The sequence below is a fragment of the Sandaracinaceae bacterium genome (assembly GCA_016706685.1).
In the GTDB taxonomy this organism is placed as follows: Bacteria; Myxococcota_A; Polyangia; order Polyangiales; family Houyiibacteriaceae; genus JADJJE01.
In genome coordinates, this window is record JADJJE010000002.1 from 1 (window position 1) to 16,454 (window position 16,454).

Here is a 16,454-nt window from a genome sequence, read left to right on the forward strand (position 1 = left end):
CTGGGGCGGCAACGGCTTCATGTGGGACAACCCCGCGGGCCAGCTCTACCGCGACGGGCGCCTCGGCTCCATCGGCGGCGGCGCCGACGAGGTCATGCTGGGCATCATCTGCAAGACCATGGGCACGCTGCCCGGCCGCTGACGGTTCAGGGGCTCGGGAGCAGGCTCATCACGAAGATGTCCGAGGGGCCGCTGGGGGTCTGCCCCGCGAACTCGGCCCCGGCGTTCCCCACCAGGTAGATCTTGCCGCGCGGGTCGAACGCCACGTCGCGGGCGACGTCGGTCCCTGTGGAGCCGAACTGGCGCACGCCGACCAGCGCCCCGTCCACGTCGAGTTCGGCCAGGAAGGCGTCCGCGCCGCCGGCGGAGATCTCGCCGGAGAACGTGCCTTGGGTGACGCCCACCGCGAACACCCGCCCGTCGGGCGCTGCGCTAATGGACATGCTGTCGTCGATGCCGCTGGTCCCGAACTGCGTGGTGTACAGCACGGCGCCGTCGGCGTCGTAGGCGCGCACGATCACGTCGTTGCTGCCGGCGCTCGTGGCCATGGGGTACGTGCCCTGCGTGCGCCCCAGGAAGTACGCGTTGCCCGCGGCGTCGGTGGCGATGCTGACTCCGAATTCGATCGCCGCCGTGCCGTGCTGGTCCTGCCAGAGCAGCGCACCGTCGGCGTCGAACGCCATGGCGAACGAGTCGTAGCCGCCCGTCCCCGTCTGACCGGGGAGCGTGCCGGTCACGTAGCCGCTCACCACGACGTGCCCGTCCGAGGTGATCGCCACCCAGGTTGCCTGGTCGTAGCCCGCGGTCCCGAACTGCCGGGTCCACAGCAGCGCGCCGGTCGGGTCGTACTTCTGCAGCACGCCATCCGCGTCGCCGAGGGCCGTCTGGTCGCCTAGCGCGGCGCGCACCTGGCCGGCCACGTACACGTTCCCGGCCGTGTCCACGGCCAGCGAGCCCGACACGTCCTGCGTGTTGGTGCCGAACTGCACCGTGCGCTCCACCGTCCCGTCGGGAGCGTAGTGCCGAGAGACGAAGTCGAAGCTGCCGAGCTGGCTCGCGCCGATCAGGCCCTGCGCGGTGAGCAGCACGTGGACACGACCGTCAGCCCCGCGCGCGAGGCCGCTGACCACGTCGTACAGAGTGCTGCCGAGCTGGTCGACGGCACCCCCCGCCCCGTCGCCATCGAAGTGCAGCACCGCCACGTCCGTGTTGCCGGCGAGCGTCTGGCCAGGGAACGCAGCGGTCGCGTTGGCGCCCACGTGGACCCCGCCGTCGCCATCGAGCGCGAGCACGTATCCATCGTCCGTGCCCGTGGTGCCCATGAGCACGGTCCACTCGGCCAGGTCGCAGCGCCGGTCGCTCGTGGGCGTGGGGGCCACCGCCTCGAGCTCGGTGGCCTCGCACACGGTGGCCGGCGTGCAGCTCGCGGCGTTCACCGTCAGCGAGTAGCTGTCCACGCCGCACGCCGTGCAGCCCCGGTCCTCCGTTGCGGTGGGTGCGCTCGACACGAACGTCCCCGGCTCACAGTCCGAGACCGCGACGCACACGGTGGCAGGGTCCGCGTCGTGATCCCACGTGAGCGCGGCGCAGGCCACCGGCATGGCGTCGCCACCCGCGCAGTAGGTGCCGCCCAGGCAGGCCCCGCACACCCGGTCGGTGGTGGCGGTGGGCGGCGTGGTGGCGACCGACCCCACGGCACAGACCGTCCAGGGGATGCAGACCCCCGAGCCATCCGTCGCGAACGAGCCGTCGTCGCACATCAATTCGGTGTCGGCGCCGCGGCAGCCCATGCACGACAAGACCAGCGCGGCCGCGACCGCGAGGAGGGGGGAGGGCTTCATCCCGCCGTTGTACCAGGACACGCTCGCGGTGGCTCTCCTGTTGACCGGCCCGCGCCTGCGCCTCAGAACAGGCGCCATGTCCGAGCTCACGCAAGCCGCCCTCGAGTCCGCCCTCGCCGCCGTCGTCGACCCCACCTTCGGGAGGCCGCTCGGCGAGCTGGGCACGCTGTCCGGCGTCACGCTGTCGGGCACCGTGGGTGCCGCGCACGTGCAGCTCTCCTCGCCGGCCGAGGAAGTGAAGCTGGCGGTGAAGCAGGCCATCGACAAGGCCGCGGGCGCCATCGGCGTGACGCTGGTGGAGGTGACCTTCAGCGTGAAGGTGCCCACGCGCGACGCCACCAGCGAAGACCCGCTGCCGGGCGTGAAGAACGTCATCCTGGTGATGAGCGGCAAGGGCGGCGTGGGCAAGAGCACGGTGGCCACCAACCTGGCGCTGGCGCTGCGCCGCATGGGCACGCGCGTGGGGCTCCTGGACGCCGACCTCTACGGGCCCTCGCTGCCCACCATGCTGGGCATCACGGGCCGCCCGCACAGCACGGACGGCAAGCGCATCGAGCCGCTGCAGCGCTTCGGGCTCAAGCTCATGAGCATCGGCTTCCTGCTGGACGAGCCGAAGCAAGCCGTCATCTGGCGCGGGCCCATGCTGCACGGCGCGCTCCAGCAGTTCGTGAACGACGTGGACTGGGGCGACCTCGACTACCTGGTGCTGGACCTGCCGCCCGGCACGGGCGACGTGGCGCTCACGCTGGCGCAGAAGGTCAAGGTCACCGGCGCCGTGGTGGTGACCACCCCGCAAGAGGTGGCGCTGGCCGACGTGTACAAGGGCGTCTCGCTCTGCCAGAAGGTCAACATCCCCATCCTGGGCGTGGTGGAGAACATGAGCTTCTTCATCGACAGCGCGGGCGTGAAGCAGGAGATCTTCGGCTCGGGCGGCGGCCTCAAGGTGGCGGAGTACGCGAAGGCGCCGCTGCTCGGGCAGATCCCCATCGACAGCCTGGTGCGCGAGTGGGGCGACAAGGGCACGCCGGTGGTGCAGTCCGCGCCCGAGTCGTCGGCCGGGCAGGCGTTCGCGGCCGTGGCCGACGCGCTGGCCACGCTCATCGCCAAGCAGCACTTCGACCGCACGGGCAAGAGCACGGCGCCGGCCACCGAGGGCCGCAAGCGCCTGAAGATCATGCGCTGACGGGGCGCGGGACCCGACGGAAAGTGTGCAGCACCTGTGAAGCGCCTGTGTAGGAGGTTGCACAGGTGTGCCAGGCGCAGCGCGCAGCCCGCTGCGCGCTTCGTGGCTTTCTTGAAGCATTTCGAGACAAGCTGCCGTGGTACGTGCTTTGCTTCGGTGCGGAGGCACCATGAGCAGCAACAAGGTGGGATTCGGAGGGGAGGAGCTGGAGCGGCGCGGCTTCTTGCGCGCCATGGCGCTGGGCGGCGCGGCCCTGTCGAGCGGCGGGGTGACGGGCTGCGTAGGGTCCGCGCTGCAACCCGCCCCCGTGAGCCTCGACCAGGCCGAGCGGGAGGCCGCGCGCGTGGCCAGCGCGCTGGTGCAGCTGGACACCCGGGTGGAGGGGCGCCGGGGCGTGTACTCGGCGCAGGGCTTCGGCGTGGATGACGCGTTCAGCCCGCGCGCGCTGCGAGCGCTCACCTACACGGGGCTGGTGCTGGACCTGCCCCAAGAGGTGCGCCGCAGCCAGCCGCTGGTGCAGCTGAGCAGTCAGCTGGAGGCGGAGCTGGACCAGACCATGATGGACGGGCTGTGGGTGCTGGCGCACTCGGGGGACGACGCCCGCGAGCGCCTCGACCGCGCGGTGCGCAACAACCCGGGCTTCGTGATGGACTTCGTGGAGCGGCTGGACCTGGGCGCCTCCGAGCAGGGGCTCGGCACCGGCAGCCGCATGCGGCTGCGGCGCGTGGCTGCCGAGATCAACAGCCGGCTGCGGGTGGAGTCGCTCGACTCGCTGCTGGGCGACGTGACGTCCAAGATGGCACGCGTGATGGAGGTCTCGGGCAGCGAAGCGGCGCACAAGCGCCTGGCCGTGACCCAGGCCACGCTGGACATGTTCGCCACGCAGGAAGGGGCGCTGGAGCTGGCGGCGGCGGAGATGCCCACGAGTCGGGGCGCACCGCTGACGCGCGCCGACCAGCACGTCGTGCAGTACTCGGTTCCATACCTGGAGCAGCGCCATCGGCGGCGGCGCACCACCGCCTTGGCCATGGCGGGCATCGGCGCCATCACCTTGGGCATCGGAGTGGCCGCGGTGGCTGTCTCGGGCGAGATCGGCGGCGCCGCAGCCATCACCATCGGCTCCATCCTGCTGGTGCTCTCCCTCGTGATGGGCTGCTTGGCGGCGCGCTCCCGCCGTCAGCTGCGCCGCCGCAGGGAGCTCGAGCCCACGCCGCTCCCATGAGCGAGGCGGTCGCCATCACCGGCTGGGGTGCGGTGTCGGCGCTCGGGGTGGGGCGCGCGGCGCTCTGGCCGGCGCTGCGCGACGGGCGCACGGGCATCCGCGCCATCGAGCGCTTCTCCACGGAGGCGCTCACGGTGCACCGCGGGGGCTGCGTGCCGGGCTACGACGCGCCCGATGAGTCGCCCGCGGCGCTGTGCGACACGTTCTCGTGGCTGGCCGCCGAGGAGGCGCTGCGGCACGCGGGGCGCTGGGGCTGTCCGCTGTCGCGCGCCGACGGTGCACGGGCGGCGCTCGTCTTCGGGACCAGCATCATCGTGGACACCACGCTCGAGCGCCCGGCTGCGCGCTTGGCCGAGAAGCTGGGGCTCGGCGGCCCTGTCTTTACGGTCAGCACGGCGTGCACCTCGTCCACCTATGCCATCGGGCTCGCACGCGACTTGCTGCTGGACGAGCGCCAGGGCGTGGACCTGGTGCTGGCGGGCGGCGCCGACGTGCTCACCATCGAGCTGCAGGCGGGCTTCCATGCCCTCGGCGTGCTCACGCGCGAGACCTGCCAGCCGTTCGGGCGGGTGAAGGGCACCAGCCTCGGCGAGGGCGCCGGCTTCGTGGTGCTGGAGCGCCGCGCGCAGGCCAAAGAGCGCACCCGCGCCACGCTGCTGGGCTACGGGCTGAGCGGCGACGCCTACCACGAGACGTCGCCCGAGCCGCGCGGGCGAGGCGTGCTGCAGGCCACGCGCGCTGCGCTGCGTGACGCGCGCGTGGACGTGGGCAGCGTGCGCTACGTGAACCTGCACGGCACCGGCACCGAGGCCAACGACCCGGCCGAGTGCATGGCCATGCGCGAGGTGTTCGGTGCGGAAGGCGTGGAGCGCGCGCTCTTCAGCTCGACCAAGGGGCACCTCGGTCACGCCCAGGGAGCGGCCGGGGTGCTGGAGCTGGTGGCCACGCTCGAGGCGCTGGAGCACGGACACTTCCCGGGCACGGCGGGACTCGATGCGCTGCGGCCTTCGGTCAACTTGCCGGTGCTGAGTGGCGCGCGTGTCGCGGTGGATCCGAGCGCTCCCTTCGTGTCGTGCAATTCGGCCTTTGCGGGGTCGAACGCGGCGCTGGTGGTGGCGCACGGATCGCCCTTGGGTGCTGGAGAGAGCGCCTCTCCAGCGCCCGCTCACCCCAGGCTGCCACCGCTCTTCGTGCACGGCGTGTTCGTGGACGTGGCGGAGCGGCATCTCACCGAGCTGCGCGCACCCGCGCGCGCCGACACGCGCGGCCACGACCGGGCCACGCAGCCTTGCTGCACGGCGTCTGGGCGCGCTCGCCCACACCGGGCTCGTGCTGCGCGGCGCCGCCCGCGAGCGCACCGGGCTGTTCGTGGGCATGCTGCGGCCGTCGCCCGAGAGCAGCGCCGCGTTCCGTGACAGCATCGATGAGCGCGGTGCAGCGCGCCCCGACGTGAGCGCCTTCGCGCGCGTGGTGCTGAACGCCGCGCTCGGTGCGGTGGCGAAGACGCTGGACGTGCGCGGGCCCGAGAGCAGCCTGGTGTCGGGCGAGGGCAGCGGCCTCGCCGCGCTGTACGCCGCCGCGCGCGTGCTCGAGACGCAGAACGACGTGGATCAAATCGTAGTCGCCGCGGTGGACGTGCTCGATGCCGCGCCCTCTCCGCCGGGGCAGCGAGGACTCCCCATGCGCGACGCGGTGGTGGCGCTGGTGCTGAGCAAGCAGCCGCCTGCGCACGGAGAAGTGGCCGTGCGCCTCGCGGGGCTGGGCATCGCGGGCGGGGGGCAGGGCGGGCTGGCCAGCACGCGTGCAGGCTGGGACGCCGGCACGTGCGCGCCCGTTGGCCCCCGAGCTGCCCGCGAGCGGCGGTCTGGTTGCGTTCGCCGCCGCCGTGAAAGGCATGGTGGCGGGAGAAGCGCAGCGCGCGTGCGTGTCGTCTGCGGGAGGCACCGTCAGCGTCGCCGCCCTGCTCGAAAGGATGAAGACATGAGGCCCGAGACCGAGAGCTACCTCGCCACCCGCAACGCCCTCCTCGCGGAGGTGTGCGCCATGCTGGTGAGCGCCCTCAAGCTGGACGCTGACCCGCATGACATCGACCCCGACGCACCGCTCTTCGGGACGGGCTCGGGCTCGACTCGGTGGACGCGGTGGAGCTGGTGGTGCAGCTCGAGACCCGCTAAGGCCCCACGCCCGCGGGCACGCAACACGTGGCGGCGATCCTGCGCACACCCAACATCCTGGTGGACACCGTCTTGTCCGCGCGCATGGGGGCGGCGTCATGAGCGCGACCGCCGCAGGGAGCCGCGCGCTGCGCGAGCACGTGGGCATCTCACGCTCCACGCAGACACTGCCCGTGCGCGTCACGGGCGCGGACACCTTCACGCTGCTCGAGCAGCTGTGCTCGTCGGACCTCAGCGTGCGCGACGGCCGCACGTTGCACTCGCTCATCCTCACGCCCGACGGGACGCCGGCCGCAGACCTCTTCGTGTGCGCCGACGACGAGGACGCGCTCTTGTTGGTGGAGGGCATGACGTTCGCCCAGCTGAGCGCCGCAGCAGCCGAGACGCCCTGCGACGACGTGCGTCTCGACGACCTCTCCCTCACCCACGCCGTGCTGGCGGCAGACGGCCCCTATGCGTTCGAGCTGCTGGCCGACGTGGTGACGCCGGACGTGCTGGGGCTGCCCTACGGGAGCTTCTTCGCCATCCCGGGGGGGCACTGCTTCCGCGCCGGGAAGACGGGGGAGTACGGCTACCTGCTGCTGCTCGAGCACCGCGCCGCCGAGCGCACCTGGCAGGGCTTGCAAGCGGGGCTGCCGCGCTTCGAGGGGGCCGAACTCACGCTCGCCGACCTCGACCTCGCGGCGCTGGAGAACGGGTTCTTCTCGCTTCGGCATGCACCGGACGCGTCGCTCGGCCCCCTCGAGCTGCAGCTCTCGTGGCGCTTGTCCCGGCACAACGGCTTCCGGGGCGCGGCGGCGGCGCTGCACCCCGCGAGCCACCGCACCGTGCACTTCGTTGCGCCTCACGCCGTTCCTCGTGGCGCTGAGGTCACGCTGGATGGCGAGCCGGTGGGCACCGTGCACGCCAGCGCTCTCTCGCACGTGCTGGGCGCGCACGTGGGGCTTCTGCATGTCCAGAAGAACGTGGCGCACCCGGGCCTGTTCCTGCTCGCCACAGCCGATGCGTCGAGCGTCCCGCTGGCCACGTGCTCGGTGCCCTGGCTCAAGAACCGCAGCCTGTACGTGAACCCGCGCGAGTCTCGCTACGTGGGCCGCCACGAGCGGGTGTTCCCGCCGCTGGTGCCCGAGCCGCTGCAGCAGTTGGTGCATGCCCTCGCGGAACAGGGGCTCCCATGACGGCCACGCCGCGGCGCTTCGAGGGCCGCACCGCGCTCGTCACGGGGGCATCCCGCGGGCTCGGTCACGCCATCGCCGTGCGCCTCGCCCAGGAGGGCGCGCACGTGCACGTGGGCTATCGCCTGTCGCCCGAGCCGGCCGCTGCGGTGGTGGCGGCGTGCTCGCGGCGGGGGGCAGCGCCTGCGTGCGCCCGCTCGACGTGCGTGACGCGGACAGCGTGCGCGTGGCCGTCGAGGCCATCGGCGCGCTGGACATCCTGGTGAACAACGCGGGCATCACGCGCCCCCAGCCTTTCATGATGGGCACCCACGAAGACGACGCCGAGGTGGTGGACGTCAACCTGCTGGGCGCCATGCGCTGCACGCGCGCCGCCATTCGCGGGCTCACGCAGGCGGCTCGCTCGGGCCGCCCACCGAGCGGAGTCAGCGTGGTGAACGTGGCGTCGGTCGCCGGTGTTCGCAGCAGCCCCGGGCAGGCCAGTTACGCCGCGTCGAAGGCGGGCCTGATAGGGCTCACGTCCACCCTGTCGCGCGAGCTGGCCTCGCTCTCCATCCGAGTCAACGCGGTGGTCCCCGGCCTGTTCGACGCGGGCATGGCGCGCACCCTCGACCACCACAAGAAGCGCGCGCTCGTCGGCTCCATCGCGCTCGCCCGCATGGGAGAGGCCGCAGAGCTCGCGGCCGCGGTCGCGTTCTTGGCGTCGAGCGAGGCGTCCTACATCACGGGGCACGCCCTGGTGGTGGACGGAGGCATGACGGTGTGATCGCGTTCCTCGCACCGGGCCAGGGCGCCGAGTGCCGCGGCATGGGGCTCTCAGTGGCGGGAGTTTCCCGCGCGGCGACGGCGGTGCTGGACGAGGCGTCGAGCGTGCTCGGGCAGGACGTGGCCGCGCTGCTCACACGCGGCGGCCGCGAGCTGCTGCGCCCCGACGTGGCCCAGGTGGCAGTGGCGGCGGTGGCCCTTGGCGCCGCGGCGGCCTTGCGTGAACACGGGGTCACCCCGGGAGTGTGCGCGGGGCACTCGGCGGGAGAGCTGGCCGCCGCCTCCACCGCAGGGCACTTCGGTGTGCGCCACGCGCTCACGGCCTACGCGGTGCGCGCGCGCGCCATGGCCGCAGCCGCCAAGGCACGCCGCTCTGGGATGGCCACGCTGGACGGCAGCCCGGAAGACCTCGGCCGCGCGCTCGCGCTGGGTGGGGAGCACGGCACGCTGGTGGACGCGGGGAGCCTGGCCCCCGGCCGCTGGTTGCTGTCGGGTGATGAAGCCGCCCTGCGGTTCGCCAGCGCCCACGCGCCGCTGGTGCCGCTCGAGGTGTCCGGGGCCTGGCACAGCCCGCTCATGGAGCCCGGCATCGCGCCGTTCCGCGCCGCCCTGCAGGCCGCGCCCTCGGAGCCCACGCCGCTGCCCCACGCGCTCTTCCTGTCGAACGACGACGCCCAGCTCACCCCGCCCGCCGTCGTCGTCTCCCGTTTGTGTGCACAGCTCACGCGGCCCATGCGCTTCGCGGGCACCCTGCAGACGCTCGCCAGCCTGGCTCCCACCCACGTGGTGCTGCTGGGACCGGGTCGCACCCTGCGTGCGCTGCTGCGGCTGAACTTCGGCAGCGCGCTCCCATTCACCCTCCACGGCACCGAGTCTGCGGACGAGCTCGCGGACACCCTCCGGCATCTCACATGACCACACGCACCAAGCGACGGGGGCTGGGCCCCGACATCCTGCGCCTCTTGCTCCCGCACGGGCGCCCCTTCTTGTTCGTGGACCGCGTGCTCGGCTACCAGCTTGGCGACGCGCCGGAGCTGCACGCCTGCCGGCACATCTCGCAGAACGAGGCCCGTCTTCGAGGGCCACTTCCCCGGGTGGTCGCTGTGGCCCGTGTGTCTACACCATCGAGGGCATGGGGCAGGCCGCGCAGCTGCTCTCCATCTTGCTGGCCATCGAGCGGGCCGGCGAGCGCGCGGGCGACCCGGAGCTGGGCCTGCGCGCGCTCGAGGCCATGGACGCCGAGCGCAGCGGGCGGCCCACCACGGCCCCCGAGCCTGCGGGCATGACGCTGCTGCGCGAGCTGCGCGACCTGCGCTCCCTGGGCGTGGCCACGCGCGTGGACGTGCGGCTCACCGAGCCCGTGCTGGCGGGCTCCATGCTGGAGTATCGGGTGGCCATCGTGCGTGAGCAGGACGGCCTGGTGACGTACAGCGTGCGCGCCGAGGTGCGCGGCGGCGTGGTGGCGCGTGGCGAGCTGGGGGCCTCCGGAAACCTGGCGCTGCCGAGGACCGAGTGACGCCTGCGCGCGCCTGCGCCCACACGTCGGCGCGCGTGGAGAAGGCGTGCGCGCTGGTGGCGCTCGCGCTCACCGTCACGGCGCTCTCGGGCTGCAGGCCCATCGTGGCGTGGTTCGGGCGTGACCCCGGGCGCGTCACGCTGGTGGAGGTGCTGGACCGCCGCGGCCGCCAGCGCGTGGTGGTCGATGGCGTGGAGGGCCCCTGGTACGACGCCGTGGGCGTGGCCTCGCTCGTGTTCACGGCGGACGGCCACGTGGCCTACCCGGCGCGCGTGGGCAGCCACTGGCACATGGTCCACGACGGGCGCGTGGGCCCCGCCCACGACGGGGTGGGCGAAGCGGTGTTGAGCCCCGACGGGACGCACCTGATCTACGCGGCCGCCCGCGGCGAGCGCTGGACCGTGGTGGTGGACGGGCACGAGCAGGGCGAGTGGAGCGCGCTGCAGAGCGGCAGCCTGCGCCTCACGCCAGGCCCTTCTGCGGGCCCAGCTCGGCGCGCGTTGCGTTGGTCGTTCATCGGCTACCGCGGCGAGGACGCCTTCGTGGTGGTGGATGGCAACGTGGCCGGGCCCTTCGACGCCGCGAGCCCTGCGCTGCTGGATCCGCGGCGCAGCGCCTTTGCCACCGTGCGCCACGAGCGCGCGCGCGTGTTCATCGACGGCGCCGCGGGGGTGCCGTTCGCCCAGGTGCGCGACCTCCAGCTGGTGGAGGGCGCGTGATTCCTGGGTCACTCTTCTGCAGGCAGTGTCGTGATGGTCGAGGGCGTGGCCGGCGGCGAGCACCCCGCGCTGCGCCACCTGCGGCTCCACCGAGCGGGCGCTGGTTCGCCATCCGCTCGGGAGGCCACCGGGAGACGCGGCGGGGCGATCGTGCTGGAGAACAACGCCTCCCGTCGTGGGCGCAGTGCAGCAGGCGGCCTTCCTGAGCGACGCGCGGGTGGTCTGGATCGGCGTCACGGCCACGCACGCTCAGGTCCACGTGGAAGGCGAGGCCCAGGCGCTGCACGCCTCCATCTCGGCGCTGGTCACGCACGGCGCGCACTACGCCTACGTGGGCGAGCGCGAGGGCCAGCACCACGTCACGGTCGACGGAGTCCCCACCGCGCGGGAAGACGAGCCCATCGACTCGCTGGTGCTGAGCGCCACCGGCGACGTGGCCTACCACACGTGGCGCGTGCTCGACCCACGGGCGCCCCCCGCCGACGTGATCGTCGCGCCCAGCGGTCCGTGGCCCGCGCCCGGCTTCGTCGAAGGCTCGCTGGTGTGCCTGAGTGACTCGCCGCACTGCGCGCACCTCGCCGTGGTGGACGAGGAGCTCCAGATCGTCATCGACGGCACGCGTCACGTTCCGTTCGACCTCGAGGAGGCGGTGGCCAGCGCGGCGCGCAGCGTGAACCGTCCCGTGCTCGGCGACGACGCCTGGCTGCGAGAGTGGTTGCTGGGTGAGCTGCGCTGGTTCCTGGGCACCGCCGGCGGCTGACGCGGCAGCCCCAGCCAGCTCGCACCCCACGCGAGCTGCCGGTGGTCATCTTCACGCGTGGCGCGGGCTGAGCAGCCGCCTTCCCAGCGGCTCGGACCTCACCCGCCCCACGTGCCGTCCCGCCGCGCGGTGGCCCCACCCAGGGCCGCGATGCGCGCCTCGAGCGGGGGGTGCGTGGCGAACAGCGCGCCCACGTTCCCGGCGATGCCCATGGCCTGCATGCTGGCCGGCAGCTCGGGCGGGGCGCTGGTCTTGAGGCGCCGCAGCGCGCTGATCATGTGCGGAGCGCCCTCCAGCTTGGCGGCGCCCGCGTCGGCCTTGAACTCACGGTAGCGGCTGAACCAGCGCACGATGATGGTGGCCAGGATGCCCAGCGCGAACTGCATGACCATCACGATCATGAAGTAGGCCGGCCCGCGCCCGTGGCGCCGCTCCCCGCGCGACATGGCGGTGTCGATGACGTCGCCCAGCACGCGCGGAAGAAAGTAGACGAAGGTGTTGGTGACGCCCTGCACCAGCGTGAGCGTGGTCATGTCGCCGTTGGCGGCGTGCGAGATCTCGTGCGCAAGCACCGCCTCCACCTCTTCGCGCGTCATGCTGTTCAAGAGCCCGGTGCTCACGGCCACCAGCGAGCTGTTCTTGCTCATGCCGGTGGCGAACGCGTTCATGTCCGGCGACGGGTAGATGGCCACCTCGGGCATGCCGATGCCGGCCGCCTGCGCCTGGCGCTGCACGGTGGCCAGCAGCCAGCGCTCCACCTCACTGCGCGGCTGCGTGATGACCTGCGCGCCCACGGAGCGCTTGGCGATGCTCTTGGACATGGCCAGCGAGAGGAACGCGCCGCCGAAGCCCATGACCATGGAGAGCACGAGCATGCCCGCGTAGCTGCCGAGGCCGAAGTCGGGCGGGATGACCCCCAGCACGCGCAGCACCGCCAGCAGCGCGCTCAGCATCATGAGCACGGCGAAGTTGGTGAGGACCAGCAGGGTGACTTGCTTCATGGTGAGGCAATGTGTGTCGCCACTACCGCTCGCGCTAGGTCTGTGGCGGGGCCCACGGGGCGCAGGGCCAGCGCCAGCCCTCCCACGCCCGAGCGGGCCACCAACGCCGTGAGCAGCTCCCGCGCTCGCACTTCGTCTCCCTCGGCTGCCAGCGCGTGGGCCTCGATGGTGTCGCGCTGCGTGGCCAGCGCGGGGTCCGCCTGGGCCAGGTCGCTGCGCGCCGCCACCAGCTGCCTGGCGCTGCTCACCCCGCCACAGACCACCTGGCCCAGCGCGCGCGTCAGGTCTATCCACGCGTCCACCGCCGGCGTGGTGGGATACGGAGCCGCGTCCAGCGCCTCCGTGGCGTCCTCGAGCGCGCCCTCGTGCAGGAAGGTCATGGCGCGTAGCTGCGCCCGCAGCGCCGCCTCGGGGGGCAAGAGCACGTCCGCCGGGATGCGCTCCAGCTGACGGCGCGCCTGCGCTCCGAGCGCGTGCCGGGTCAGCGGGCCTGCCGCGAACAGGGTCAGCAGCGCGTGCTGGCGTGCATCACCCGCCGCCAGCCGCTCGAGCCGCGCGTCGATGCGGGCGGCCGCCACGTCGCGCCGGTCGGGCAGCCCCAGCTGGGTGGTCAGCACGTGCAGGCCCCGCAGCGCTCGGTCGCGCCGGGCGCTGGCCAGCGCCACCAGCGCCCCGAAGCACAGCGCCACGCCGCCTGCCGCGAGCGCCGTGGCGCGCACGTCCACGCTGGCCTGCGAGAGCGCGAGCCACGCGAGCCCGCCCGCCAACAGCGTCACCACGCCGGCGCTCAGGAAGGTGCGCGCCATGCGTGCCAGCGGCACGTAGCTCACCGGCACCCCCCACGCGCGTGCCTCGAACCACGGTGCGAGCGCGGCCACCAAGAGCGCGGCGCTGAAGACGGCGTTCATCGCCCTCAGCTTACGCTGGGCGTGGACGAGCGTCGCGGCCCGCGTTCGACTTCGCCGCTCTCGCGCGGCAGCTCGGCCGCCTGTCGCTCGAAGTGCGCGCGGTACGCCGCGAGCGCGCGGCGACGCTCGCGCCAGCCTCCGTTCGGCACGAAGCCGAAGGTCTCACCGGTGAGCTGCTTGAGCTCCTCGGCCGCCAGCGTGCGCTCTTTCACGCGCAGGCTGCGTGCCGCCTCGAGCAGCCACTCCGCGCGAGTGCGCTTCTCGCGGCGCTTGTACCAAGACCGCCAGCGGGCCGGCTTCTGACCCAGGTCGCGCGCGGTGATGGCCTGGAGCACGCGCTCGGTGGACTGCACCACGCTCGGGTCCGCGTGCTGCAGCAGCGTGGCGATGTGCGGCACGCAGCCCGGGTCGCGCAGCACGCCGAACGTGCGCAGCAGCGCCACGATGGGTGGGTCTGCCTCGTTCAGGGAGCCATAGAGCGCCGCCATGGCGCGCTTGCGCGAGAGCAGCCCGCGGTGCGCCCTCATGGCCAGGATGGCGATGTTGGAGACGCCGGGGTCCGCGTCGCCCACGAGCGGCGCCGCGTGCTCGGGCAGGTTCTCGGGGTCCAGCTCGGCGAACACCAGCAGCGCGAAGTAGCGGATGTCCGCGTCCGGATCGCGCAGCAGCCGCTCCACGTGCGGGACGGCCAGCGCGCCGAAGTCCACCAGCGCCGAGGCCACCCCCGACACCCCGCGCCCCTTGGGCAGGCGCGTGGCGGTCTGTTGCCGGTTGAACCACACGGAGCCCGGGAACGCGCGCACCAGCTCCACCAGGGCCGGCTCGCCGAAGCGCAGCAAGCCCTGCACGGCAGGCCCCTCGGCGCCGGGCGTGGCGACGGACAGCTCCACCACGAGACGCGTGATGCGGTCGATCTCGGTGGAGATGCGGCCCTTGGGCGCGGGCGGCCGCTCGGTGGCGCTGCCCACGGCGCTCAGCCCGGTGACGCCCACGAAGTCCTCGGTGACCGCGTTGCGACCGGACAGGCTGTCGCGGTTGCGAGGCGAGCTGCGATCCGCCGTGATGTCGACGCCCAGCTCACGCGCCGGCACGGCACGGGTCTCGACGCGCCCGATCACGGGGCGCGAGGGTCGTCGCTTCTCATCCATCAGAGTTCCCACAACATACCTCTGCCACCGGAAAATTATAAGGGGTTTGCGCACGAGCGGCCACTGCGCCATCACACCGGCGTGAGCGCATCGAAGGAGCTCGAGCTGGATGTGACCCTGCGTGCGGAAGACGTGCGCGCCGGGTTGCTGCGCACGGTGCTCCGCCAGACGCGTCTCGCGCGCCTCTGGCCCATCTGGCTGGGCCTCACCGCGGGCATGGCGGTGTACGCGCTGCAGACGGCCATCGCCTTCCACAACGTGCCCGTCCCGCTGCTCGTCTTCGCGCTGTCGCTGGCGGGCGTGGGGTTGGGCGGCCTGTGGCTGGTGGGCCGGCTGGGCGACCGCATGTTCGAGAGCCTGCCCAGCCCCGGCGCCAACTGGCGCTTCTCCACACGCGGCATCGCCCTGCGCAGCGGTGGCGTGAGCCAGCTGCTGGCCTGGCCCGAGCTGCGCTACGAGCTGCGCGAGGAGCGGCTGCTGCTGCACCCCACGCCCAGCACCTTTCACGTGCTGCCCTTTGCGGGCCTCAGCGTGGCGCAGCGCACCGACGTGCAGGCCTGGCTCGAGGCCAACGCCAAGCCCGTGCCGCAGCCGCGCCGCCCCTGGCTGCCGCCGCTCATCGCGCTGACGCTGGGCATCCTGACGGCCCTCTTCCTGCGCACGCGTTGAATCTCCGAACGGCGCTGCTAGAAACCGGCCCATGTTAGAGCTGCAGAAGGTGTTGGTCACCGTGATCGGGCCGGACACACCCGGCATCACCGCCGCCATGAGCGGGGTGCTGGCCGAGAACCACGCGCGCCTCCTCGACATCGAGCAGGTGGTCGTGCAGGGGCAGCTCACGCTCTGCATGCTCATCGGCGTCTCCCCCGCCACCGCCGTGGGTGAGCCCGTGATCAAGGACCTGCTGTTCCGGGCCAAGTCCATGGGCCTCGACCTGCAGTTCAAGATCATCGACCAGCGCGTGGGGGCGTTGCCCGCGGCCACCACCGAGGGGCACCTGCGCTACGCCGTGACCGCCATCGGTGACAGCCTGGACGCCGAGGGGGTGCACATCCTCACGCGCGAGCTGGCCGCGCTGGGCGCCAACATCGAGTCCATCCGCAAGCTCAGCGGGCCGCACCTCATCTCGCTCGAGGTCATCGTCTCGCTGCCCGGTGGGGATTGCCGCGCGGCGGAGCTGCGGCGCGCGCTCATGCAGGGGCTCGAGCCCACCAACATCGACGTGGGCGTGCAGCGCGAGCGCCTGACGCGGCGGGCCAAGCGCCTGATCGTCATGGACATGGACTCCACGCTCATCCAGATCGAGGTCATCGACGAGCTGGCGCGCATGCACGGGGTGGTGGACCGCGTGGGCGACATCACGCGCCGCGCCATGGCCGGTGAGCTGGACTTCGCCGCCAGCCTCACCGAGCGCGTGGGCCTGCTGAAGGGCCTGCCGTATGCGCGCGCCCTCGAGCTGGCCACCCGGCTCCCGCTCACGCAGGGCGCCCCCGAGCTGCTCAAGGTGCTGCAGCGCCTGGGCTACAAGACCGCCGTCATCTCGGGCGGCTTCAGCTTCGCGGCCAACGTGCTCAAGGAGCAGCTGGGCCTCGACTACGCGTTCTCGAACGAGCTCGAGGTGGTGGACGGGCTGCTCACCGGCCGCGTGGTGGGCGCCATCGTCACCCCCGAGCGCAAGGCCGAGCTGCTGCGCGAGATCGCCGAGCGCGAGGGCATCGCCCTCGACCAGACCATCGCCATCGGCGACGGCGCCAACGACCTGGGCATGCTCACGGCGGCGGGCCTGGGCATTGCCTTCCACGCGAAGCCCAAGCTGAAGGCCGCGGCCGACACGGCGGTGAGCGCCGGCGGGCTGGACCGCATGCTGTACCTGCTGGGCCTGCCGTGGCGGGATGTGGAAGAGCTGCTGGCCGAGACGCCGCAGGGGTGAGCCGTCCGGGTGGCTCGGATGCCACCTTCGGCCAAAGGCTGGCCCCATCTGGGTCTTCTGCGGAGCGTAGCAGGTGGCTGCACGTCGGGGTGGTTTGGTTTGGGGTTGAATG

The 16,454-nt window shown here is 72.7% G+C and carries 15 protein-coding genes and 2 pseudogenes; 13 read left to right on the top strand and 4 right to left on the bottom strand.

Going from position 1 to position 16,454, the window contains the following annotated elements; all coding sequences use genetic code 11:
- Positions 1–142: acyl-CoA dehydrogenase (locus IPI43_03490; protein MBK7773190.1), on the top strand; the 142-nt coding region annotated here is incomplete at its 5' end.
- A 4-nt stretch (positions 143–146) separates the two neighbouring features.
- Here the strand turns inward: IPI43_03490 and IPI43_03495 are convergent.
- On the bottom strand, positions 147–1,841 hold the full coding sequence (locus IPI43_03495) for a hypothetical protein (GenBank protein MBK7773191.1): 1,695 nt from the start codon (positions 1,839–1,841) through the stop codon (positions 147–149).
- A 76-nt stretch (positions 1,842–1,917) separates the two neighbouring features.
- Here IPI43_03495 and IPI43_03500 point away from each other — a divergent pair, with 76 nt between their 5' ends.
- From IPI43_03500 to IPI43_03545, 10 genes and pseudogenes are all read left to right on the top strand, one after another.
- Entirely contained in the window at positions 1,918–3,024 is a 1,107-nt protein-coding gene (locus tag IPI43_03500) for an Mrp/NBP35 family ATP-binding protein (GenBank protein MBK7773192.1), read from the top strand.
- Positions 3,025–3,193: 169 nt separating this feature from the next.
- Positions 3,194–4,246 (top strand): hypothetical protein, encoded by a 1,053-nt coding sequence (locus IPI43_03505; protein MBK7773193.1) that lies wholly within the window; start codon positions 3,194–3,196, stop codon positions 4,244–4,246.
- Positions 4,243–5,661, top strand: a complete 1,419-nt coding sequence (locus IPI43_03510; GenBank protein MBK7773194.1) for a beta-ketoacyl-[acyl-carrier-protein] synthase family protein — start codon at positions 4,243–4,245, stop codon at positions 5,659–5,661. The genes IPI43_03505 and IPI43_03510 overlap by 4 nt, the downstream gene beginning before the upstream one ends.
- A gap of 687 nt (positions 5,662–6,348) precedes the next feature.
- Positions 6,349–6,420, top strand: a pseudogene (locus tag IPI43_03515) (hypothetical protein).
- Positions 6,421–6,518: 98 nt separating this feature from the next.
- Positions 6,519–7,598 carry an aminomethyl transferase family protein gene (locus IPI43_03520; GenBank protein ID MBK7773195.1) on the top strand — a complete coding sequence of 360 codons (1,080 nt, stop codon included), beginning with the start codon at positions 6,519–6,521 and terminating at the stop codon, positions 7,596–7,598.
- Positions 7,595–8,361, top strand: a pseudogene (locus IPI43_03525) (SDR family oxidoreductase). Before IPI43_03520 ends, IPI43_03525 begins: the two are co-directional and overlap by 4 nt.
- The gene (locus tag IPI43_03530) at positions 8,358–9,275 is read left to right on the top strand and encodes an acyltransferase domain-containing protein (GenBank protein ID MBK7773196.1); all 918 of its coding nucleotides are present in this window, start codon (positions 8,358–8,360) and stop codon (positions 9,273–9,275) included. The pseudogene IPI43_03525 and the gene IPI43_03530 overlap by 4 nt, the downstream one beginning before the upstream one ends.
- A 217-nt stretch (positions 9,276–9,492) precedes the next feature.
- Positions 9,493–9,876 (top strand): hypothetical protein, encoded by a 384-nt coding sequence (locus IPI43_03535; protein ID MBK7773197.1) that lies wholly within the window; start codon positions 9,493–9,495, stop codon positions 9,874–9,876.
- Entirely contained in the window at positions 9,873–10,595 is a 723-nt protein-coding gene (locus IPI43_03540; GenBank protein ID MBK7773198.1) for a hypothetical protein, read from the top strand. The genes IPI43_03535 and IPI43_03540 overlap by 4 nt, the downstream gene beginning before the upstream one ends.
- A gap of 175 nt (positions 10,596–10,770) precedes the next feature.
- Positions 10,771–11,355, top strand: a complete 585-nt coding sequence (locus IPI43_03545) for a hypothetical protein (GenBank protein ID MBK7773199.1) — start codon at positions 10,771–10,773, stop codon at positions 11,353–11,355.
- 98 nt (positions 11,356–11,453) lie between these two features.
- Here the strand turns inward: IPI43_03545 and htpX are convergent, their stop codons facing one another.
- Genes htpX through IPI43_03560 form a run of 3 tightly spaced genes read right to left on the bottom strand, consistent with a single transcriptional unit; the run spans position 11,454 to position 14,412 of the window.
- The gene (gene htpX / locus IPI43_03550; protein ID MBK7773200.1) at positions 11,454–12,356 is read right to left on the bottom strand and encodes a protease HtpX; all 903 of its coding nucleotides are present in this window, start codon (positions 12,354–12,356) and stop codon (positions 11,454–11,456) included.
- Positions 12,353–13,264, bottom strand: a complete 912-nt coding sequence (locus IPI43_03555) for a hypothetical protein (GenBank protein ID MBK7773201.1) — start codon at positions 13,262–13,264, stop codon at positions 12,353–12,355. The genes htpX and IPI43_03555 overlap by 4 nt, the downstream gene beginning before the upstream one ends.
- Positions 13,265–13,269: 5 nt before the next feature.
- Entirely contained in the window at positions 13,270–14,412 is a 1,143-nt protein-coding gene (locus IPI43_03560; protein ID MBK7773202.1) for a hypothetical protein, read from the bottom strand.
- A gap of 81 nt (positions 14,413–14,493) precedes the next feature.
- On the opposite strand from IPI43_03560, the gene IPI43_03565 reads away from it, so the two are divergent.
- Together IPI43_03565 and serB are read left to right on the top strand one after the other, a co-directional pair.
- A complete protein-coding gene (locus IPI43_03565; GenBank protein MBK7773203.1) occupies positions 14,494–15,081 on the top strand; it encodes a hypothetical protein in 588 nt (195 codons plus the stop codon).
- Between the two features lie 31 nt (positions 15,082–15,112).
- Positions 15,113–16,342: a phosphoserine phosphatase SerB gene (serB, locus tag IPI43_03570; protein ID MBK7773204.1), complete on the top strand. Its 1,230-nt coding sequence runs from the start codon at positions 15,113–15,115 to the stop codon at positions 16,340–16,342.
- Positions 16,343–16,454 lie beyond the last annotated feature (112 nt).